Source organism: Lysinibacillus sp. G01H, from assembly GCF_028872195.1.
Classification (GTDB): Bacteria; Bacillota; Bacilli; order Bacillales_A; family Planococcaceae; genus Lysinibacillus; species Lysinibacillus capsici.
This window is the reverse complement of the sequence record NZ_CP118397.1, coordinates 700,020-721,838: the sequence shown is the minus strand read 5'-3', so window position 1 is coordinate 721,838 and position 21,819 is coordinate 700,020. Positions and strand designations below refer to the sequence as shown.

Sequence of the window (21,819 nt, the reverse complement as noted above, 5' to 3'; positions counted from 1 at the left end):
TGAGCGACTTTCTCCACTTTCAGATCACCTTTCAATCCAGATTAATCATTTACGTTCGAATGTAAAACCCTTAAGACTTAGAAGCTTCTGCTAGCAATGCATCCATTCTCATACGATCACGTTCCAGGATTGGTTTTAAGTATTTGCCTGTATAGGAGCCAGCTACTTCTACTACCTCTTCAGGTGTACCAGTTGCAACAATCGTACCACCTTTGTCTCCACCTTCTGGACCTAAGTCGATGATATAATCAGCTGTTTTAATCACATCTAAGTTATGCTCAATAACTAATACCGAATCACCGTTTTCAACAAGACGCTGCAACACGACAAGTAAACGAGCAATATCATCGGCATGTAATCCTGTTGTTGGTTCATCTAAAATATAGAAGGATTTCCCTGTTGAGCGTCGATGTAACTCAGAGGCTAGTTTTACACGCTGTGCCTCTCCACCCGATAAGGTTGTGGCTGGTTGACCTAATTTCATATAGCCCAGCCCAACATCAACAATCGTTTGTAGCTTACGCTGGATCTTTGGAATATTTTCAAAGAACACTACTGCATTCTCAATCGTCATATCGAGAATATCTGCAATACTCTTATCTTTATACTTCACTTCAAGTGTTTCACGGTTATACCGTTTGCCGTGACATACTTCACATGGTACATAAACATCTGGAAGGAAATGCATTTCAATTTTAATAATGCCGTCGCCACGACATGCTTCACAGCGACCGCCCTTGACATTAAAGCTAAAGCGTCCTTTTTTGTAGCCTCGTACCTTTGCTTCATTTGTTGCTGCGAAAACATCGCGAATATCATCAAAAACACCTGTATAAGTTGCTGGGTTTGAACGAGGTGTACGCCCAATTGGCGATTGATCAATATCAATTACTTTTTCAAGCTCATCGATGCCTGTCACTTCTTTATGCTCGCCAGGCTTAACCTTTGAACGATTCAGCTTCTGTGCCAAAGATTTATATAAAATTTCATTAATCAGTGTCGATTTCCCTGAACCAGAGACACCTGTCACTGCTACAAATAAGCCTAGTGGAACATCTACTTTAACATTGCGTAAATTATTTTCCTTGGCACCTTTAATGGAGAGCTTTCGACCATTTGGTTGGCGTCTTTCTATTGGTAAAGGAATAAACTTTCTACCACTTAAATATTGTCCAGTTAAAGATTTTTCATTATTCATAACTTCCTGCGGTGTACCTGCTGCCACAATTTGCCCGCCATGAACGCCCGCTCCAGGTCCTACATCGATGAGATAATCGGCTGCAAGCATCGTATCTTCATCGTGCTCTACCACTATTAGCGTATTTCCTATGTCCCGCATATTTTGTAACGTGCTAATCAGCCGATCATTATCACGCTGATGCAAACCAATCGAAGGCTCATCTAAAATATAGAGGACCCCCGTTAATCGAGAACCAATTTGCGTAGCAAGTCGAATACGTTGCGCCTCTCCACCAGATAATGTACCTGCTGCACGACTCAATGTTAAATAGTCTAAACCAACATTCACAAGGAAGCCCAATCGTTCTTCGATTTCTCGTAAAACTAATCGAGCAATTTGCATATCCTTTTCAGAGAGATCAAGCTCTTTGAAGAATGTGTCTGCTTCCTGAATCGAATATTGGGTAACCTCACCAATATGCTTATCGGCTACTTTCACTGCTAACGTTTCAGGTTTTAAACGATACCCTTTACATGAAGGGCAAGCCTGCTGTGCCATGTATTTTTCCATCTGCTCACGCACATAATCGGATGTTGTCTCTTTAAAACGACGCTCAACATTGCGCACCACACCCTCAAATTCGATCATCTGATCTCGCACATTGCCAAACTCATTTTCATAATGGAAGTGAATCTTGTCTTTTCCAGAGCCATATAAAACCTTATCCATCTTTTCCTTCGGCAAATCCTTCACAGGCACGTCCATTGGAATATCGTAATGATCACATACAGCTTTTAATAATTGTGGGTAGTACTGCGAACTTGTTGGTTCCCATGGTGCGATGGCATGCTCTAGCAAGGAACGATCCCAATCAGGTACCACTAAATCTAAATCCACCTCTTGTGTCGAACCTAAGCCATCACAGCTTGGACAAGCACCGAATGGACTATTAAATGAAAACATACGAGGCTCTAATTCACCTATCGAAAAACCACATAATGGGCAGGCATGATGCTCACTAAATAGTAACTCTTCATGTTCCATCACATCGACAAGCACACGTCCATCTGCCAGACGTAAAGCCGTTTCTAAAGAATCACTCAGACGAGCTGCAACACCTTCCTTCATAACAACACGGTCCACTACTACTTCGATGGAATGCTTTTTATTTTTATCAAGTTCGATAGCATCATCTAAATCACGCAATTCCCCATCAATTCGTACACGAACAAACCCCTGCTTTTTTAAATCTTCTAGTAGTTTAACATGGGTACCCTTACGTCCAGAAACCATTGGTGCAAGGAGCTGCATCTTAGTTCTCTCAGGATAGGTTAATAAACGATCCACCATTTGCTCAATCGTTTGGGAAGTGATTTCTATACCATGATTTGGACAGATTGGTTTACCAATGCGGGCATAAAGTAAACGTAGATAATCATAAATTTCCGTTACCGTACCAACAGTAGATCGTGGGTTACGACTTGTCGTTTTTTGGTCAATGGAAATAGCAGGGGATAAACCTTCTATCGCATCGACATCTGGCTTATCCATTTGTCCAAGAAATTGACGGGCATACGCGGAAAGGGACTCAACGTAACGACGCTGGCCCTCCGCATAAATTGTGTCAAATGCTAGAGAAGACTTTCCAGAGCCCGATAATCCTGTTAAAACGACTAATTGGTCACGCGGAATTGTGACATTAATATTTTTTAAATTATGAGCACGTGCACCTTGCACGACGATTTCAGTATTTTTCACAAGTCATTCACCCTTCTACCTTCAATTCAAATATTGTATCTCGTAACTCAGCCGCACGTTCAAAATCAAGCGCTTTTGCTGCTTCCTTCATTTCGACTTCTAGAGAAGCAACAAGCTGTTCTCTTTCCGCCTTTGTCAGCTTTTTGCCTTTTGTTGCCTTTGTTACATAGGATTCCTCTTCTTCTGCTACTTGTGTTGCACGAATCACATCTGGGATTTTCTTAATGATCGTTTGAGGTGTTATACCATGCTCCTCGTTATAAGCCATTTGTAACGCACGACGACGTTTCGTTTCATCAATCGCCTTTTTCATCGAGTCTGTTACATGGTCTGCATACATAATGACATGACCATTCGCATTACGAGCAGCACGACCAATAGTTTGAATCAAAGAACGCTCTGAACGTAAAAATCCTTCTTTATCAGCATCTAGAATCGCCACAAGGGACACCTCAGGAATATCAAGACCTTCACGCAATAAATTAATACCAATTAGCACATCATACGTTCCTTTGCGTAGCTCACGGATAATTTCAATACGCTCTAGTGTCTTAATTTCTGAATGTAGGTATTCTACTTTTAAGCCCATTTCCTTCAAGTAGGCCGATAAATCCTCGGACATTTTCTTCGTTAGCGTTGTCACTAAAACTCGCTCATCACGCGCAATTCGATCTTGTATTTCATCGATTAAATTATCGATTTGCCCTTCAATAGGACGTACATCGATTAATGGATCTAATAATCCAGTTGGTCGGATAATTTGCTCTACCATTTCTGGTGTATGCTCCAACTCATAAGGACCTGGTGTGGCTGATACATAAATTGCTTGATGTATACGATTTTCATACTCTTCAAAACGTAATGGACGGTTATCTAGAGCAGATGGCAAGCGGAAGCCGTGTTCTACGAGCACACCTTTACGCGCTTGGTCACCATTGTACATCCCACGTACCTGTGGAAGTGTTACGTGACTTTCATCAACCACAAGTAAAAAATCTTCTGGGAAGTAGTCTAGTAACGTATATGGAGTAGCACCTGCTTCACGCAATGTTAAATGACGTGAATAGTTTTCAATCCCAGAGCAAAAGCCCATTTCACGCATCATCTCTAAGTCATAACGTGTACGTTGTTCTAAACGTTGTGCCTCTAGTAATTTATCTTCTGCACGTAATAATGCAAGTCGTTCCTCTAATTCTTTTTCAATATTTTCAATCGCTTTACGCAATTTCTCTTCTCGTGTAACGAAGTGGGATGCTGGGAAAATAGCAACATGCTCTCGATCCGATAAAATCTCTCCCGTTAGTGCATCTACCTCACGAATGCGATCGATTTCATCCCCAAAAAATTCCACACGAATACAATGCTCATCACGAGAGGCTGGGAAGATTTCCACAACATCTCCACGTACCCGAAATGTTCCGCGAGTAAAACTAACATCATTTCGCTCATACTGAACGTCCACAAGCTTGCGTAATAGCTGATTACGTTCAATTTCCATACCTGTACGAATGGAAACAACCATTTCTCGATATTCTTCGGGAGAACCTAAACCATAAATGCAGGACACAGATGCAATAATAATGACATCCTCACGCTCAAACAATGCAGAGGTAGCAGAGTGACGCAGCTTATCAATTTCATCGTTAATGCTAGAGTCTTTTTCTATATAGGTATCTGTCTGCGGTACATAAGCTTCTGGTTGGTAGTAATCATAGTAGCTGACAAAATATTCAACGGCGTTATTCGGGAAGAATTCTTTGAATTCACTATACAACTGGCCAGCTAGTGTTTTATTGTGTGCCATGATTAGTGTTGGTTTTTTGACTTGCTGGATGACATTCGAAATGGTAAACGTCTTACCTGTTCCAGTAGCACCAAGCAATGTTTGATGACGTTTGCCTGCTTTCACACCCTCCACTAATTCCGCAATGGCCTGTGGCTGATCCCCGTTAGGCTGATATGGCGCTTGTAAATCAAATGTTTGCACTCATGTCCCCGTCCTTTCCTTCCAATTTGTACATACATTTTAGCATAGCAATATTAAAATTTCGAACATTTAACGAACGAATGTTTGTAAAAATTTTTTTCATCTCTAAAATTTTTATTACATAACAATACGGTCAATTTAACTTGTTACTCTTATAATAGCCGTTTTATTAGGTTTTCAAGCTTCATCAATGGATGAGATTTCCTGTTTTGCTTTATGTGCAGCTCACACTCTCACAGGAGCCGGGCTCTGTACTTTTGGAGCGGCTCTTCTCCTCTTATGAGCAGGGGCGCTTCCCTTTGGACCGGCTCTCACTTTTTTTATAAACAGCGTCTCAAACTTTTTAAATGACTTTCCACATTCTATAAGCAAAACCACTTCTTCTAACCAAAACATACACTCCTCACATCCACTGCAACTATTTTCAAAAGCAAAAAAAATCCCCCTCTCCAATAGATATGGAGAGCGGGTTCGTCAATATGATTCATCTTCTGTTTGCTGTAAGGAAGTTAGTTCGGATGCGTATTGATAAAATGCGTTTTCATCTTTTTCATCGAGTGCTCTATCTATCAGAACCATGAGCTGCTCTTGCCGATGCATACGCTGGATACGATTTAAAAATAAATCTAAATAAATCTCGTTTAATAATTTCTCTGCCTCATCAACTTTTTTCGACTGACCAACGGCTTTCAGAAAATCTGTATACGAATAATATTTATCCAACGATCTCACCTCGATCCTTTTCTAAATTATATGAAAATTGAAATTAAAAAGCAATGCTTACGATTCGAAAATATCTTGGATTAGCTATTAATCAATTGATATTTAGAGCAAATTCTCTAGGCGTTTCGCGCTTTTCTGAACGATTTTCAACTATTTCATTTAATTTAAGAAAGTCATATTCTGTTTTACACTACCGTTATCACTAGAAAAAAGGAGGCACTCCCTATATGACAACTAACTTTGTAAACGGCTACTTAATGTCATTCAATACTTATTTACTGCAACCTATTCAGCATGACTCCAAAGTCTTCACGCATGTGATTGATAAGCATAATGAGCTGATTGTTACACGCAAACCGATGCATGTCCTTCGAAAATCCTGTCTCTCATTAGGATCAACTTATGAAGCCGCAAAACAATCGGCTAAACGTTTTTTCGGCAATCAACACAAGCTACCAATCGTCGTGGCCTTTGATTACGGTTATCCCTGTATTTTTCTGCCAACTTATTCACCCAGCTCCATTCACAATATATGGATAGGGCTTCATGCAATTATTAATATTACACCTAGTGAAATGGGGTGTATTGTAACGTTAAAAAATAATAAACAAATCGAACTACCGATTCGATATGCTTCCATTAGTAAACAATTTCTTAACGCTTCTATGCTGTATAAATATTACATGAATGAACGAAAACAGCTTAGCCAAGATGCACCCTATCATCCACCCTTTTAACAAAAATTCCCCAAGAGTATCTCACTCTTGGGGAATCTGGGTATTAATTTATTTTTGAACGTAAATAGGCATTAATAAATGGATCTAAATCGCCATCCATCACAGCACCCACATTACCTGTTTCTTCATTTGTACGATGATCCTTCACCATCGAGTATGGATGGAAGACATACGAACGAATTTGGGAGCCCCAGCCTATTTCTTTTTGTTCACCGCGTATTTCATCTAATTGCGCCTGCTGTTTATCAAGTTCTAATTGATATAGCTTCCCTTTTAACATCGTCATCGCTTTTTCACGGTTTTTAATCTGTGAGCGCTCAGCTTGACATTGTACGATCGTACCAGTAGGAATATGCGTAATACGAACGGCAGAATCTGTGGTATTAATATGCTGACCACCTGCACCTGTTGCACGATACGTATCAATTTTTAAATCCTCTGTACGAATATCGATTTCAATATTGTCGTCAAACTCTGGCATAACATCACAGGAAACGAAAGACGTATGACGGCGGCCAGACGAATCGAATGGAGAAATACGTACTAGACGATGCACACCTTTTTCCGCTTGTAAATAACCGAAAGCATTGTGACCTTTAATTGACAATGTTACAGATTTAATCCCAGCTTCATCTCCTGGTAGATAGTCCACTGTTTCCACTTTAAATCCACGCTTCTCAGCCCACCGTGTATACATACGTAATAGCATTGAACCCCAGTCCTGTGACTCCGTACCACCAGCACCAGGATGCAACTCTAAAATGGCATTGTTTTGATCGTATGGGCCACTTAGCAGTAATTGAAGCTCAAAATCAGCCATCTTTTGTTGAAATTCTGCTAGTTCTTTGCCTAATTCTTCTTGTAATTCTTCGTCTGGTTCTTCACGCAAAAGTTCCAGTGTCATATCTAAATTTTCATGTGTTTCCACTAAATCTTTATATTCATTGACTATCGCTTTTAAGCCATTTCCTTCATTGATAATCACCTGAGCACCCTGCTGATCATCCCAAAAGCCTGGCTCTAGCATCATTTCATCTAGCTCCTGAATACGTGCCTCTTTGTTCTCTAAGTCAAAGAGACCCCCTAAAGTCCGCCAATTTTTTGGCTGTAGTGTCTAATACATTGCGTACATCTGCTAATTCAATCATCGTTAAATCCTCCGAACGTTAGTCATGGAGCTAACACTTTATTCATAAAGCTCCGTATCTTTTTATTATAACGTTTTTAGAAACTAAAACATACTATCTAGCAGATGTTTTGTGGAATTAAGTCAACTATCCTGCGTCTCGTCCTCAAACATATTCTTGGCAAGACGTTGAAATACTTTCACACGGTCATACTGAACAAGTAAATATTTTGTTCGTTTCTCTAGTCTATATTTTAATAAAAAAGCTCTTTGAATCCGTGACTCTAACGCATTCACACTGACATCTACAATAAATTCCTTGCCATTCATAAAAGTAATCTTTGTCCTCTTTTTATCCACAGCTACATAGTCATCTATATGATGGACAGCGAACCAAATACAGTCAGGATGTAGAGGAGACCTACTAGGGAACCATAAAATATTACAACGTTCGTGCACGACAATAGGATTTTTATTAAGCTTGCCTAGGATCATTTTCGAACCATCGAACGCTCCTCTTAAACTAGAACCAAAATAACGCAGATTAAAGTCCAATAATTTCGTTGGTGGTAGCGTAGATATATACTCATTATTTTTCTCATACACCTGCGTACATAAATTTCCAAAGGAATCATACACAGGCATATACATCATTGTTTCACTATTCATAATATCTTTTTTATGCATCTATAGTCCCCCTTTATACATTTTATGTTGCTTCCAGTCAAAATAAAAAGGAATATACTAAATATGCGTACATTCCCGCTATTTTCAATGAGTAAGATTGCTTGAAAATTCCGATCCTCCTTAAGACTTAGTATCACCATCAAAAATTCAGGATAATAATAGGATCAATAACTTGTACTATATACCTATTATTACAGCTATTGTATACCCATATTTTTCAATTGTCTATAAATTCTGACTTTTTATACTAAAATTTCTTCATTTTTGAGTTATTTTACAAAGAAAAAATCATTTCAACACGTAGTTAAAATGATTCTTTCACCTAGATATTATTGAGCTGTGCCATGACAGTTTTTAAATTTCTTACCGCTACCACAAGGACATAAATCATTACGGCCAATGTTTTCAGCTTTACGTACTGGTTGCTTTTTCGGCGCAGTGCCACCTTCTTCTTTTGGATTAACAGCCTGCCCCTTAGCCACCTCTTCACGCTCCAGATTATTGCGGATTTCTGCTTTCATCGCATATTTCGCAACATCCTCGCGAATAGAGGCTACCATATCCTCAAACATTGCAAAGCCTTCTTGTTGATATTCACGAAGTGGATCGTTTTGACCATAAGCACGCAGATGGATACCTTGACGTAGTTGATCCATTGCATCAATATGATCTATCCATTTTGTATCGATTGAACGTAATAAAATAACCTTTTCAAACTCACGCATACGCTCTGGTGTCAGTTCTGCCTCTTTTTCATCATAACGAACATGAACAGCATCAGAGATTAACTGATTAATATCTTCAGCAGACTTGCCTTGGAAATCAGATACTTTAAGTTGACCTTCCTCTAAAAGATTAGCTGCTACAAAGTCTTCAATAGCCTTTAGGTTCCAATCCTTCTGTTCACCTTGAGTGTACAGGCTAACAACATTATCAATTGTTTCTTGAATCATAGACTCAACAAGCACACGCATATTTTCTGTTTCCAGCACATCATAACGCTCTTTATAAATAATCTCACGTTGCTGACGTAGTACATCGTCATATTGTAATAATCGTTTACGCGCATCAAAGTTATTACCTTCGACACGTTTCTGCGCTGATTCTACAGCTCTCGACACAACTTTAGATTGCAATGGCTGGGAATCATCCATACCTAAGCGCATCATCATCGACTTCATATTATCAGAGCCAAAACGACGCATTAAATCATCCTCAAGGGATAGGTAGAATTGTGTAACCCCTGGATTCCCCTGACGACCAGAACGGCCACGAAGCTGGTTATCAATACGACGTGATTCATGTCGCTCTGTACCGATTACCGCTAAACCGCCAATTTCGAGTACTCCTTCGCCAGGTTTAATATCTGTACCACGTCCAGCCATGTTTGTTGCTATTGTCACTGCACCCTTTGTACCAGCGTTCGCAATGATTTCAGCTTCACGTTCATGGTTTTTCGCATTTAATACATTATGAGGAATTTTATGTTTATCCAATAGTTTAGAAATAATCTCAGACGTTTCAATAGCAACTGTACCAACAAGAACAGGTTGACCAGCTCTATGACGCTCTGCGATATCAGCAGCAACTGCTTTATATTTCCCTTCCATCGTTGCAAAAATCAAGTCAGCACGGTCATCACGAGCAATCGGTTTATTCGTCGGAATAGCGACGACATTCATATTGTAAATATTACGGAATTCCTCTTCCTCTGTTTTCGCTGTACCTGTCATCCCTGCAAGCTTTTGATACATACGGAAGTAGTTTTGGAAGGTAATTGTCGCCATTGTCATCGATTCATTTTGAATCTCAACGCCTTCTTTAGCTTCAATTGCTTGGTGTAAGCCATCAGAATAACGACGACCCTTCATCAAACGACCAGTAAAGCCATCAACGATCACAATTTCGCCATCCTGCACAACATAATCCACATCATTATGCATACTCACATGCGCCTTTAATGATTGATTGATCGCATGATTTAAACGAACATGTGTCAAATCAAACAGATTATCAATGCCGAATGCTTTTTCCGCCTTTTCCACACCTGCATCTGTTAACGTAACACCTTTTGTGGACTCTTCATACGTATAGTCTGTCTCTGCATTTAACATACGTACAAAGGCATTCGATTGTTTATAAAGCTGTGCTGATTTCCCAGCTTGACCCGAAATAATTAATGGCGTACGCGCTTCATCAATTAAGATCGAGTCCACCTCATCAATGACAGCATAGTGCAATGGACGTTGGACACGTTCCTCTTTGTAAAGCACCATGTTATCACGTAAGTAGTCAAATCCTAGCTCATTGTTTGTACTATACGTAATATCAGCCTCATAAGCAGTACGTTTTTCATCTTTTGAAAGGCTATTCAGATTAAGCCCAACAGATAAGCCTAAGAAATTATAAAGTTGTCCCATTTCAGCAGCATCACGACTCGCTAGATATTCGTTGACTGTTACAACATGTACACCTTTACCAGTGATCGCATTTAAATAAACAGCCATTGTCGCTGTTAAAGTTTTACCTTCCCCGGTTTTCATCTCCGCGATATTCCCCTCATCAAGAGCAGCTGCCCCCATGATTTGAACGCGGAATGGGTACATCTCTAATACACGTTTTGCCGCTTCTCGACAAACAGCAAACGCTTCGGCACGAATCGACTCTAAATGCTCACCCTCAGCGTAGCGCTTTTTAAATTCATCTGTTTTCGCTTGTAGTTGATCATCTGAAAGCTGTTCCATTTGAGAAGCGAATCTCTCAACTTGGTCAGCGATTTTTTCTAATTTTTTTAGCTCACGTTTATTGAAATCAAATAATTTATTTAATAGGTTTGCCATGAATGTTTTTCACTTCCTATATAGATTCAACTTTCATTTTACCATTGTGTAACAGTTTCATGCAAACTGTCACCCCGGCTACATATGATTGTCATACCAAAAAAAGGCCCTCGCCATCGCGAGAGCCTTCGTCATCATGAAGTTTTAAGTAGTTTCAATTAAGCCATATTTTCCATCTTTACGTTTATATACAATATTTGTGCCGTTCGATTCAGCATCTGTAAAGACATAGAAATCATGTCCAAGCATATTCATTTGTAGAACTGCCTCTTCTTGATCCATCGGTTTTAAATCAAATTGCTTTGTACGAACAATTGAGTATTCTTCTTCCTCTGACACAGCATCAGCGGCTGCTTGAGTAGTAGCAAAATAAAGGCCTGCACCTTCACGCTCGCGGAATTTACGGTTTACTTTTGTTTTATGCTTGCGGATCTGACGCTCTAATTTATCAACAATTAGATCAACAGCAGCATACATATCATTATGACGCTCTTCAGCACGAAGAGTTAGATTCTTCATTGGAATAGTGACTTCCACTTTCGTTTGTTTGTCATTGTAAACCTTTAAATTGACATTAGCGTTGGCATTAACATCTTCGTTAAAATAGCGTTCAACTTTATCGATTTTGTTCTCAACATACTCTCGAATAGCTGGAGTTACCTCAATATTTTCACCACGAATGTTAAAGTTTAACATGTAAACTCCTCCTTTATAACTGCTATACTATCTATTTCTACACAAGTGTGTGAAATTCCTCTAAAATCATTCTTTTTTTTACAAAAATTTTTATAAATTATTATTTTGTTTTTTCGCTTCTGCTGCTTCCTTTTTTCGTCGAAGCTTTAGCTCTTCAATAATCAAATCTTCCACGGGTCCTTGATTATTGAAATAGATGCCGTATTGCTTGCCATTCCCAAATGGACGACTCCAAATTACTTCTCCATAAGCGCGAACTTCTTGTGTATCAAGCACAAAATGGATATCTAATGGAGGAGGGTTTATACCTAAATCCACTTCCGTAAACATCTTCAACCCACGTGGACTAATATCCAACAAGTCAGCCATAGCCGTTTGGCCATGATTGACCTTTCCATTCTCATAAATAGCAAAAGTTATTTGAATAGGCTCCTTAAATTTAAATCGGAAACCTTCTTGACGCTTAAAGATCATATTCCCACCCCAGTACTCTTTTAAACATGTTTATTGCTTTGATTATGCCATGATGCCCAACTAACAGCCACAGGGAATAAGTAACATATTTTACCTTTGTATGGCCTAATTTATGACTATTTCGTGATCATAACGATTTAACAAAAAAGAGACCATCACTTTCGATGGTCTCTAATTGTGTCTAAATTTGTCCGCTGTTTCCCTGACCAAATTGCTGTTGTCGATTAATGCGAATTACTTCCTTCCACGTATCGCGAAATTCTGTCACAAATCCTTCCACTTCCTCAATAATGGCAACATCATTTTGAATGTTGGCTTCTACTAAACGATGATTCATATATTCATAAAGAGGTAGCATTTGTTTCGAAATCTCAATATCCATATTGAGTGTAGACATCAGTTCACTAATAATCGCCTGAGCTTTTTGAATGTTTGTATTTTTCTCTTGAATATTCTTATCTTGGATAGCTTGTTTCGCCTTATGCAAGAATTTTAGGCATCCATTATAAAGCATTAATGTCAATTCGCCAGGTGAAGCTGTAGTCACACTATTTTGTTTATACGCGTTTTGTGCTGTTAAATTTGCTGCCAATAAAGGACAACTCCTTTGAAAGGTTACTTATTTACTAGTTTAAACCATTTTCCGAAGAAAAGCTATTTACGTCTCAGCGTAAATTTGTCTGGATTTTGAATTGTATGCTCACAATTCACTTCTTTTAAAATCGGATGACATCTGCCAATGCTTTATCTTCATTCATCTAGCAACTTCCAGCACGATGAATGAAGATAAACGATTAATTTTTTTTGTCATAATACATGCCATCCATTACGCGAACATTCGAGTAAGGATTATAATATTGCTGTTCACTTTTCTTCGTTTTTTGTAGGTTTGCCATGTCTTGTTTAACTGCATCCATTACATCTGCTAAACGCTTTTTAATACCATTATCTAATTCTAGCAATGTACGATGAATGCGATTTTGTTCATCAAAACGAAATCCATCATTCATCAATTCTTCAATAATGGCACCACGCTTGTCTAACATGTAATTGATGGTATTAATATATTCATCGCGATTATTACTTTTAGGGCTAACTGAAAGATGCTCATACAATTTAGCAGAAATTTGAAGTAACATGTTTAATTTCTCCATCTAAAAACTCTCCATTTACTGTTGACCCGTCATAAATAAGGACGATTGTTCATTTGCTTTATTAATAGCCTTCTCCATTGCTGTAAACTGATTCCAATAACGTCTTTCGATTGCTTCTAATTTTAATTTCCATGTATCAATTCGTTTATCCACATCAACCAAATTCTTACCGATTGTATAGGTTTGATCTGTCGAAGAAGCTTTCCCAGCACGTTCCTCAATTTTTACTTTTGTTTCATCAATAGACCCACGTAATTTATTAGCAATCCCTTTACTTCCCTCAGTATCATTCCAAAATGTTTCAAATACCGCTCGTGGGTCTTCTGCGATTTTTTGTTTTAATTTTGTTTCATCAATCTCAAGCTTCCCACCATCAGTATATGTTTTTGTAGTTGTAATACCTAATTCATGTAACGTATCCATCAGAGCATTGGAACTACCACCCTTTTCATAAAGAATAGAACGCATTTTATTAAGTGCACCTTGAACAATTTGATCATTACGAAGCACACCACTTTTTGCTTTCTCTTCCCATTTTTCGATTTCCTTTTCATCCATATCCGCTTTTTGCTCTTCTGTTAACGGTGGGAAATCACGGTATTTTTTTTGTTTTGTTAATGAATTCAGTGAATCTACTAAACCATTGTAAGTTGTAACAAATTCTTTAATTTTATCAAACATATTGTCTACATCTGTGGTTGCAGTTAAATTGATTGGCGCTAGACTAGCATCATTTTTTGTAGGATTATAGGTCTTTTGTAAAGTAATATTAAAACCATTAACAGTGAAATTATTAGATGATCGTACTATGTCGATGCCATTTACATTTAACATAGCATCTTGACCTTTCGAAACTTTAGAGACATCCGCTTGATCTTCTAAGTTTTGCTTTTCTCCAAAACCTAATGCTTTAAAAACATCTATACCTTCCTCAACATACATAGAGGTTTTAATTGTACTAACTAAGCTCGGATCATAACTAGGATCGTCTGACTTTACTGTATTTTTATCTATTGTATAATCTGCCCCTGAACCTGTTGCTGCAGTAGCAAGTGAAATATTTCCCGTTTTTTCATCAAAAAAAGCATTTAAACCTGTTCCACTTTTATTTATTTTTGATATCACACTTTTTACAGTGTCATCAGCATTAAATGAAAAACTTACATCTTTTAAAGTTCCATCATTTTGAAGCACTTTGATTTTAACGTTTTGAATACCAGATATATCACCATTTAATTCACTCAGTTTTTTATCTGCAGTGATGCCATTACTTTCATTAAATACCGTTGTATTTTTAGCCAGTTGTGTCACACTACCGATTGTTAATGAACCATTTGCATCTGCATTTGCTGATACTTTCACTGCATCATTACTACTTGTTGCATTTTTCTTTAACATAACACTTTCAAAACGAATATTATCAGCAATGTATTTATCAAATGCCTGCAGTTGTTTGTTAACATCTCGATACGCATCACGTTGCCATTCATAGGTTTGTTTTCTTTGATAAAGCTTATTTAACGGTGCCTTCTCCGCCGTCATTAGTTTCTCAACAAGACTATCGATATCCATTCCAGAAGCTAATCCGCCAATTCTCATTACCATATTAATACCCTCCAATAAAAATATTAATTTTAAATTTTTTCATCTACTATCATTCCAGCTAATTTTTGCATTTTATAAAATGCATCGAGTAAACGTTCAGGCGGTATCTCTTTAATTATCTCATCTGTATCTGTATCTACTAATCGAACATAATATCTATTTAAGCCATCATGCAAGACAAATTTTGATGCCTTATGATCTACTTCCAAAAATTCATTAATGGAATCTACAGCTTGCTGTAGCTTTTCTTTCGTAACCTCTTTCCCATCTAAGAGCTCTGTTCTCTCTACTACTTTCTCAGTCTCTGTTTTAGGTAGCATTTGATCATTAATTTGTTTAGCAGTAGGTACTGAATTTTGCTGTAATGATTTATCTATACTTTGAGATTCCACACGCATCATACATTCCTCCGACTTGTTAAAAACTTTGTAATTCTATTATCGGACTATTAATGTATTTTTTTACCGTAATCGTACTAGTAAATTATCACTTATTAAGAAATAAATTTTTAGTCTTAATTACGAACACAAGAATAAACAGTATAACTCAACATCAAATTTCAATTTTTATGTCGATATAAAATAAAATTAGTAGATTAAATTTATAGGAGGCTAGATATGAAGCAAGAAATATTAATTCCTACATACTATAATAAATTTTCTTGCATTGGCTCTGCTTGCGAGGATACTTGTTGTGCAGGGTGGAAAGTAAATGTAGATAAGAATTCATTTAATAAATACCGTAAAATTACATCAGGCCCAATCGCCACTAATTTAAAAACAAATATAACTCGTGAACGTAAAACACCTTCTGATTTAACATATGCTAAGATTAAAATGGATGAAGAAGGAAAATGTACCTTTTTGAACAATGAAGGGTTATGTAAAATATATATTGAGTTAGGTGAAAATTATTTATGTCATACATGTACTATTTATCCACGCCATCTCAAACAAATTGATCATCGTATGGAAAAAAGCTTGGGTACATCCTGTCCAGAAGCTGCGCGATTAATTTTGATGAATCCTAAAGGCATTGATTTTATTATTCAAGAAGAAGAAATTGATAAAAAGGAAAGACTTGAACCAGCAGTTACTCAAGACTTCTTTTGGGATATTAGAATGTTCACCATCCAATTATTACAAAATAGAAATGCCTCAATTGAACATCGCCTCATTGTACTAGGAATGTTTTTAGATAAACTTACGGGAACATTACAAAGTGAGTGGCATGTGAAACTTCCTACATATGTTGAAGTATACAATGCTATACTAGATGATCCTGAGCAATTAAACCTACTTACTAATCTACCTGACAATTTATCATTTCAAATGGACATGGTATACAAACTGATTCAACATCGTTCTGCCTACGGATTATCTAGCAAACGTTTTGTCGAATGTATCCAAGATATGAGACAAGGCTTACATTTGTATGAAGAGAGTTCATTGGACCACTCTGTAAACTTCTATAAAAATGCTTACAGTAACCATTATAAACCCTTCTTTATAGAACATAGTTATATATTAGAAAATTATTTAGTCAATTATGTATTTAAAAACACATTCCCAAGGAACACATCCGAACTATTTGAAGAATATGTAATGTTAATTATCCATTTTTTGTTAATAAAATTACATTTAATTGGGATGGCAAGTCATTATCAAACAATGTCCTCTGAAATGGCAATAAAATTAATTCAGTCATTTTCCAAACAGTTTGAACATAGTCCCGTTTATCTAAATGAGGTACAAAAAGAATTACATGATAAACAATATACAACGATGGCACATATGATTGTTCTGATAAAGAGCTAGGAATGTAACAATTGATTATTTAGTCAAAAAAACGCCTCCCTATTGAAGTATGGGATGGCGTTTTTTGTCTAAAACATATTACTGTTTCATTCTTTCAAAAGTCCATTCTGATGCACTCACAAACATAGGACCAATTTCTTTTTCAAACAAATTAGCTGCTTCCATAAAATCGTTTGCTTCTAAGGCTACATTTAAATCACTTAACTTTTCAATAACCTCTTTCAATCTACTATTGATACAAAAAAAATTATCAAACATATACTTTTCAACAGTTATCATCCATTCAATACCCTCACTCAAATTCGCAATCATTTGATAGGCTTGTGATTGCTCTCCTGCTCTCAATGAATTAGCAATTTGCTGGCATCCATCCTGTAATTTAACAACATAATCATAATAAGATTGTTGGGTTTCTACCAATTGTTCGTTCTGCATCATATATTCCTCCATTACTTGATTTCAATGTGAATATTCATCTAGATACCATTCACACAACTTCAAATCCAATTCATTATCTATATCTATTGAATGTTCTTTTTTCATTATGTAGGCCAATGTACTTGGTGTCAGGAAAGATTTACTGTCAATTAATTTATTTATTTTAGCAACATAGATAGCTCCATTCAAGGAATAAGTTTTATGTAAATCTTGTCTTCTCGTAGGAATTTTCTCAGATTTAATTAGGGATTCCATCTTTCCATTTTTATCAATTTTGTACATCCAATAAGGAGATTTATCTGTTTCTGAAACTGAAACACAAAAATCAGCTTTTTGTTCCATGAAATATTTAATACATTCATCAATGTCTTCAACAGTTCTCAAAGGAGACGTAGGTTGCAATAAAACAACATAATCAAAACTTGGACAATTTTTAATAGCATGCAGGACTGTATCTATTCCAGGTGTTTCATCTTGCGCCAATTCTAATGGACGTATAAATGGTACTTCACATCCATATTGTTTTGCAACATTGATTATTTCTGGATCTTCTGATGATAGTATTGTACTAGTAATATATTTAGACTTTTTTGCTTCTTTAATTGTCCAAGCAAGTAGTGGCTTTCCTGCAAGCTGCCTTATGTTTTTTCGAGGTATTCCTTTAGAACCTCCTCGCGCAGGAATTATTGCTAAGATTTTAGGATTCATTAGAAAACTCCTTAAACTCATTATTTGCTCGATTGAAATCATCTATTTGCCCGATATCTAACCAATACTCACGTATAGGGAAAGCAGCTGTATTCATATTTTTCGCAATTAATTGTTCAAATAATGTAGGCATGTCATAAAATTCAGCTTTAGGTATATAATCTAATACATTAGGGTTAAGTACATAAATCCCTGCATTGACAAAGCTCCGATGAATAGGTTTTTCTTTAATTTTTGTTAATTGTATACCATCCGTTTTAATTACCCCATAGGGAATTTGATATTCAAATTCCCTAACACACATTGTCGCAACGGATTTATGTTCTAAATGAAATTCCATCAACTGTTCAAAGTTAATTTGGGTTAGCAAATCTCCATTCATCACAAAGAATGGTTCTGTTGGTTTTTCTTTTATTAACGAAAGTGCTCCTGCGGTTCCCAATCGTTTCTCTTCTTCTATATATTTGATTGTTACATCAAAAGCCTCACCATTTTGAAAATATTCTTGAATAACTTCTTTTTTATAATTTACAGAGAAAATAAAGTTCGTATAGCCATATTGCTTGAAGCCATCAATAATTGTTTCTAATATGGGTTTATTCCCTACTTTTAACATAGGTTTCGGTATATCATTTGTAAGTGGACGAAGCCTTGTACCAAGCCCACCAAGCATTAAAATAACTGTATTTTTATTTGGTGCTACATCTAATTTATCTCTAAATAAAATATCTACAATTTTATTATTTTCATCGATTATTGGTAGCTGCCTTAGCTGTTTAGTATCCATCAATTTTTTATATGTGTATGGTTTTTGCCCGCTTTTCGCACTTATTGGCTCAGAATTCATAATAGAAATTATAGGTCCATCTAAGCCTTCTCCACGTAAGATACCTCGACGTATATCTCCATCAGTTACTGTTCCTAACAAACATTGTTCTTTATCCACCACTACAGCGAACTGTAATGTAGAATCATCAATAATTTTCATAACATCAATTAAAGACATATTTGCTTGAACAAGGATTTCATTCCATTTTTCCATAGCCATACCTCTATTTTGCTGGGATTCCTTTTACAATTGTGTGTGCTTGTACTTCTTTAACAACCACAGCACCTGCTCCCACAGTTGCCGAATCATTTATTATTAGTTTGTTCTCTAAGGATTGACCTTGCAAAATTGTAGATCCTGTTCCTATATAGCTCTGTTGTTTAATATGTACATTTCCTGAAACATTTGCACCTGGGCTAATAGTTACAAAATCTTCTATTATACAATCATGTCCTACTGTAACATTTAAATTATAAACTCCAAAATCACCTACAACTATATTATTAGTAAATCTTACACCTGCACATATTATGTTTCCTCTTTGTCTATTAATTTGATCTAATTGAGCTGTTCCCATTGATGCACTTGGGTGTATTAAATTCAGATAGTTTAAATTGGGGAATTTGCTAAAGATCTTATGACGTAATTCTCCTTCGCCTACTCCAATCGAAAATACACTATTTTGGAAATCTAAATTCAGTACATTGTCCTCACTTATAATTTCAAATCCTGAAATCTCATCTACACCTGGTGTCAATCCTATTAATTTAATATCATATCCTAAAAGTAGGCCAATATCAGCAACCTCTCTCGCAAAACCTGATGTTCCAAAAATATATAGTTTTTTCTCCATTGCTTTCTCCTCTTATATTAAATCATCTTTTCCATAATTTTTCTTAGCTTCTCGCCCTATTAAATCCCAATATAATAAGGGAGTAATTCCTTCTGCTGGGCGCTTTATAGCTAGATTATGTTCTGTAAATATTTCACTTTCTTTTATATCATTAGCTGCAACCAAACTTTTTCTCGCTATACGTATATTATTTTTCTCAGAAAAGGCTACATTTTTATCATTACACCCTAATGCTTTCTCAGTATAACGAATCATTTCAACTAACTGTCGAAGTTCGCTAGGAGTAATGGATGCTTTATGGTCTGGACCTTCCATGTTTTTATCTAATGTAAAATGCTTTTCTATTACAGTAGCTCCTAAAGCAACTGCTATTGAAGGGGCTATAATCCCTTCTGAATGATCCGACAACCCAACTTTAGTTCCGAATGTATCTGACAAAAATTGTATTGATTTTAAGTTTAAGTCTTCAATTGGTGTTGGATATTCTGTTGTGCATTGTAATATCGTCACTTTTTCTTTTAATATATCCTTATTTTCAGTTTCATAGATTCTCTTTACTTCTTCAAAATTAGCCGGAGTACTATTTCTTGTATACCCGTAGTAAATAATTGACATTGTATTATGAATATCTTCTATCGTACACATTCCTGTAGATAATAAAATATTTTTATGGGTTTGTGCCGCCTTTAATATTAAAGGTGCATTAGTAACCTCTCCTGAAGGAATTTTTATCCATGGAATATCCAAAACCTCATTCAAAAAATCCAAGCTTTCATTATCGAACCCAGTCGATAAGAATATGATATTATTCTTGATACAATGTTCGGCAATAATCACAAATTCCTCATATGATAATTCTAGCTTTTTAACCATTTCTAATTGAGTTTCTGAAATATCTGTTGTACTTTTTTGGTAATCTGCTTTTTCAGCTTTTTTACTTATGACATTCTCTGACTTAAATGTTTGAAACTTGACTGCGTCAGCTCCTGCTTTTGCAGCCTCCTCAACTAATTTTAATGCTAACTCTAATGAACCATTATGATTTACTCCAGCCTCTGCAATAATATATGTTTTACTCATAAATCAAAAAACTCCTTTTGAATAGAGAATGAAGTTAAACTTCTTAAAATGGTTATTATTTCATGAGAGGTTGATCCATCTCCATAAATATGTTTATACGATTCATTAAACTGTAAAGCCGTTTCAATGGTAGAGTATATTTCTTTTGCACAAAGGGAAGTATTAAATACGGAATTCGGGTATTCACGACCTTTTTGACGTATTCCACAATTAACTGTTGGTGTTTCCAAATAGGGTACTTCAACTAATCCACTTGAAGAGTTTCCTATTACTACCTCAGCATGCTTTACAGCACTTAAATATCTCAATTGTCCTAGCGAATCATATAACTTTGCATTATTATGTTTTGATAAAAATTGAAGTATCGCTTCATTAATCATACGTCCACCGTTATCTGCATTAGCTTTCGTGAAAAGTAAGTTGACATTTGAGTAATTTTCTAAAGCACTCAAAAGTTCAAAAATCCCTTTTGTGTCACCATTTGTTTCAGGGTGATATGTAATTAAAAACATGGGGAGTTTTTTATCTAGTTCCAATTGTTCAAATAAATTATCTCGATCTATTAGTTGTAAATTCACAATATTTTCAATCCCTGTCGCTCCCACATTAAATACTCTCTCAGGAGATTCGCCAAGCTGTATGACACGCTTACGATGCGCTTCTGTACTTGTAAAATGCCATGTTGCCATCTTTGAAATAGAATGACGAATCGCATCATCATATGCTCCAAATGTACATTCTCCTCCATGGAGATGTGCGATAGGAATTTGCATAATTAAAGCTGTTTGAGCAATAGCTAGCATTTCAAAACGGTCACCTAAAATAATAATTAAATCAGGCTGTAAGCGGGCTAACGCATCTGCAAAGCCAATTGTAGCAAGTCCTATTGATTTTACTACACCTGTTACAGTATCTGCTGATAATAGAATTTCTACTTTCTCATCAATCATAAAGCCATCAAGCTCGATTTGCTTGTAAGTCTCCCCAAACTCCGGAGATAAGTGTGCTCCTGTCACTAACAATTGCATTTGAAAAGTAGCATCTTGTTGAAGCTTTTTTATTAAAGGAAATAAAAGACCATACTCTGCCCTCGTCCCCGTCACAACACAAATCTTTCTTTTCACGCT

Annotated in this window: 20 protein-coding genes; 2 read left to right on the top strand and 18 right to left on the bottom strand. The window is 36.4% G+C overall.

Going from position 1 to position 21,819, the window contains the following annotated elements:
- Positions 1 to 70: 70 nt before the first annotated feature.
- From uvrA to PSR12_RS03445, 3 genes are all read right to left on the bottom strand, one after another.
- On the bottom strand, positions 71 to 2,938 hold the full coding sequence (gene uvrA / locus PSR12_RS03455) for an excinuclease ABC subunit UvrA (RefSeq protein WP_036076718.1): 2,868 nt from the start codon (positions 2,936 to 2,938) through the stop codon (positions 71 to 73).
- A 7-nt stretch (positions 2,939 to 2,945) separates the two neighbouring features.
- The gene (uvrB, locus tag PSR12_RS03450; protein ID WP_221679470.1) at positions 2,946 to 4,925 is read right to left on the bottom strand and encodes an excinuclease ABC subunit UvrB; all 1,980 of its coding nucleotides are present in this window, start codon (positions 4,923 to 4,925) and stop codon (positions 2,946 to 2,948) included.
- A 474-nt stretch (positions 4,926 to 5,399) separates the two neighbouring features.
- Positions 5,400 to 5,648 carry an IDEAL domain-containing protein gene (locus PSR12_RS03445; protein WP_004227526.1) on the bottom strand — a complete coding sequence of 83 codons (249 nt, stop codon included), beginning with the start codon at positions 5,646 to 5,648 and terminating at the stop codon, positions 5,400 to 5,402.
- A gap of 227 nt (positions 5,649 to 5,875) precedes the next feature.
- Here PSR12_RS03445 and PSR12_RS03440 point away from each other — a divergent pair, with 227 nt between their 5' ends.
- Positions 5,876 to 6,385 (top strand): competence protein ComK, encoded by a 510-nt coding sequence (locus PSR12_RS03440; protein WP_131522091.1) that lies wholly within the window; start codon positions 5,876 to 5,878, stop codon positions 6,383 to 6,385.
- 43 nt (positions 6,386 to 6,428) lie between these two features.
- Here the strand turns inward: PSR12_RS03440 and prfB are convergent.
- The 9 genes from prfB to PSR12_RS03395 form a co-directional block, all read right to left on the bottom strand.
- Positions 6,429 to 7,533, bottom strand: a protein-coding gene (gene prfB, locus PSR12_RS03435) for a peptide chain release factor 2 (protein ID WP_237497242.1) whose coding sequence is annotated in 2 segments (ribosomal slippage) — positions 6,429 to 7,457 and positions 7,459 to 7,533 — 1,104 coding nt in all. Because the reading frame shifts where the segments join, the coding sequence is not laid out codon by codon here.
- Between the two features lie 122 nt (positions 7,534 to 7,655).
- On the bottom strand, positions 7,656 to 8,198 hold the full coding sequence (locus PSR12_RS03430; RefSeq protein WP_274771647.1) for a competence protein ComK: 543 nt from the start codon (positions 8,196 to 8,198) through the stop codon (positions 7,656 to 7,658).
- A 329-nt stretch (positions 8,199 to 8,527) separates the two neighbouring features.
- The gene (gene secA / locus PSR12_RS03425) at positions 8,528 to 11,038 is read right to left on the bottom strand and encodes a preprotein translocase subunit SecA (RefSeq protein WP_221679467.1); all 2,511 of its coding nucleotides are present in this window, start codon (positions 11,036 to 11,038) and stop codon (positions 8,528 to 8,530) included.
- A 144-nt stretch (positions 11,039 to 11,182) separates the two neighbouring features.
- Positions 11,183 to 11,734: a ribosome hibernation-promoting factor, HPF/YfiA family gene (gene hpf, locus PSR12_RS03420; RefSeq protein WP_004227537.1), complete on the bottom strand. Its 552-nt coding sequence runs from the start codon at positions 11,732 to 11,734 to the stop codon at positions 11,183 to 11,185.
- A 90-nt stretch (positions 11,735 to 11,824) separates the two neighbouring features.
- The gene (locus PSR12_RS03415) at positions 11,825 to 12,208 is read right to left on the bottom strand and encodes a PilZ domain-containing protein (RefSeq protein WP_257521194.1); all 384 of its coding nucleotides are present in this window, start codon (positions 12,206 to 12,208) and stop codon (positions 11,825 to 11,827) included.
- Between the two features lie 181 nt (positions 12,209 to 12,389).
- Complete coding sequence (fliS, locus tag PSR12_RS03410; protein WP_048392059.1) at positions 12,390 to 12,800, bottom strand: flagellar export chaperone FliS; 411 nt, start codon at positions 12,798 to 12,800, stop codon at positions 12,390 to 12,392.
- A gap of 202 nt (positions 12,801 to 13,002) precedes the next feature.
- Positions 13,003 to 13,362 (bottom strand): flagellar protein FliT, encoded by a 360-nt coding sequence (locus tag PSR12_RS03405; protein ID WP_274771642.1) that lies wholly within the window; start codon positions 13,360 to 13,362, stop codon positions 13,003 to 13,005.
- A gap of 15 nt (positions 13,363 to 13,377) precedes the next feature.
- Positions 13,378 to 14,967, bottom strand: a complete 1,590-nt coding sequence (gene fliD, locus PSR12_RS03400) for a flagellar filament capping protein FliD (RefSeq protein ID WP_274771641.1) — start codon at positions 14,965 to 14,967, stop codon at positions 13,378 to 13,380.
- Between the two features lie 29 nt (positions 14,968 to 14,996).
- Positions 14,997 to 15,368, bottom strand: a complete 372-nt coding sequence (locus tag PSR12_RS03395) for a flagellar protein FlaG (protein ID WP_274771639.1) — start codon at positions 15,366 to 15,368, stop codon at positions 14,997 to 14,999.
- A 216-nt stretch (positions 15,369 to 15,584) separates the two neighbouring features.
- Here PSR12_RS03395 and fliB point away from each other — a divergent pair, with 216 nt between their 5' ends.
- Positions 15,585 to 16,784 carry a flagellin lysine-N-methylase gene (fliB, locus tag PSR12_RS03390; protein ID WP_274771637.1) on the top strand — a complete coding sequence of 400 codons (1,200 nt, stop codon included), beginning with the start codon at positions 15,585 to 15,587 and terminating at the stop codon, positions 16,782 to 16,784.
- A 78-nt stretch (positions 16,785 to 16,862) separates the two neighbouring features.
- On the opposite strand, the gene PSR12_RS03385 is transcribed toward fliB, so the two are convergent.
- The 6 genes from PSR12_RS03385 to neuC are packed head-to-tail and all read right to left on the bottom strand — an operon-like array spanning position 16,863 to position 21,816.
- Positions 16,863 to 17,219: a DUF8042 domain-containing protein gene (locus PSR12_RS03385; RefSeq protein WP_274771635.1), complete on the bottom strand. Its 357-nt coding sequence runs from the start codon at positions 17,217 to 17,219 to the stop codon at positions 16,863 to 16,865.
- Between the two features lie 24 nt (positions 17,220 to 17,243).
- Positions 17,244 to 17,930 (bottom strand): acylneuraminate cytidylyltransferase family protein, encoded by a 687-nt coding sequence (locus tag PSR12_RS03380; RefSeq protein WP_274771634.1) that lies wholly within the window; start codon positions 17,928 to 17,930, stop codon positions 17,244 to 17,246.
- Positions 17,920 to 18,972 carry a nucleotidyltransferase family protein gene (locus PSR12_RS03375; protein ID WP_274771632.1) on the bottom strand — a complete coding sequence of 351 codons (1,053 nt, stop codon included), beginning with the start codon at positions 18,970 to 18,972 and terminating at the stop codon, positions 17,920 to 17,922. The genes PSR12_RS03380 and PSR12_RS03375 overlap by 11 nt, the downstream gene beginning before the upstream one ends.
- 10 nt (positions 18,973 to 18,982) lie before the next feature.
- Positions 18,983 to 19,612: a PglD-related sugar-binding protein gene (locus PSR12_RS03370; protein WP_274771630.1), complete on the bottom strand. Its 630-nt coding sequence runs from the start codon at positions 19,610 to 19,612 to the stop codon at positions 18,983 to 18,985.
- 12 nt (positions 19,613 to 19,624) lie between these two features.
- Positions 19,625 to 20,692 carry an N-acetylneuraminate synthase gene (gene neuB, locus PSR12_RS03365; RefSeq protein WP_274771628.1) on the bottom strand — a complete coding sequence of 356 codons (1,068 nt, stop codon included), beginning with the start codon at positions 20,690 to 20,692 and terminating at the stop codon, positions 19,625 to 19,627.
- Positions 20,689 to 21,816, bottom strand: a complete 1,128-nt coding sequence (gene neuC / locus PSR12_RS03360) for a UDP-N-acetylglucosamine 2-epimerase (RefSeq protein WP_274771626.1) — start codon at positions 21,814 to 21,816, stop codon at positions 20,689 to 20,691. The genes neuB and neuC overlap by 4 nt, the downstream gene beginning before the upstream one ends.
- Positions 21,817 to 21,819 lie beyond the last annotated feature (3 nt).

Excerpts from the sequence above, each read along its gene's own strand:
- PSR12_RS03440 (WP_131522091.1), top strand. The coding sequence starts at position 5,876 with ATGACAACTAACTTTGTAAACGGCTACTTAATGTCATTCAATACTTAT.
- PSR12_RS03430 (WP_274771647.1), bottom strand. The coding sequence starts at position 8,198 with ATGCATAAAAAAGATATTATGAATAGTGAAACAATGATGTATATGCCT.
- secA (WP_221679467.1), bottom strand. The coding sequence starts at position 11,038 with ATGGCAAACCTATTAAATAAATTATTTGATTTCAATAAACGTGAGCTA.
- hpf (WP_004227537.1), bottom strand. The coding sequence starts at position 11,734 with ATGTTAAACTTTAACATTCGTGGTGAAAATATTGAGGTAACTCCAGCT.
- PSR12_RS03415 (WP_257521194.1), bottom strand. The coding sequence starts at position 12,208 with ATGATCTTTAAGCGTCAAGAAGGTTTCCGATTTAAATTTAAGGAGCCT.
- PSR12_RS03405 (WP_274771642.1), bottom strand. The coding sequence starts at position 13,362 with ATGGAGAAATTAAACATGTTACTTCAAATTTCTGCTAAATTGTATGAG.
- fliD (WP_274771641.1), bottom strand. The coding sequence starts at position 14,967 with ATGGTAATGAGAATTGGCGGATTAGCTTCTGGAATGGATATCGATAGT.
- PSR12_RS03395 (WP_274771639.1), bottom strand. The coding sequence starts at position 15,368 with ATGATGCGTGTGGAATCTCAAAGTATAGATAAATCATTACAGCAAAAT.
- fliB (WP_274771637.1), top strand. The coding sequence starts at position 15,585 with ATGAAGCAAGAAATATTAATTCCTACATACTATAATAAATTTTCTTGC.
- PSR12_RS03385 (WP_274771635.1), bottom strand. The coding sequence starts at position 17,219 with ATGCAGAACGAACAATTGGTAGAAACCCAACAATCTTATTATGATTAT.
- PSR12_RS03380 (WP_274771634.1), bottom strand. The coding sequence starts at position 17,930 with ATGAATCCTAAAATCTTAGCAATAATTCCTGCGCGAGGAGGTTCTAAA.
- PSR12_RS03375 (WP_274771632.1), bottom strand. The coding sequence starts at position 18,972 with ATGGAAAAATGGAATGAAATCCTTGTTCAAGCAAATATGTCTTTAATT.
- PSR12_RS03370 (WP_274771630.1), bottom strand. The coding sequence starts at position 19,612 with ATGGAGAAAAAACTATATATTTTTGGAACATCAGGTTTTGCGAGAGAG.
- neuB (WP_274771628.1), bottom strand. The coding sequence starts at position 20,692 with ATGAGTAAAACATATATTATTGCAGAGGCTGGAGTAAATCATAATGGT.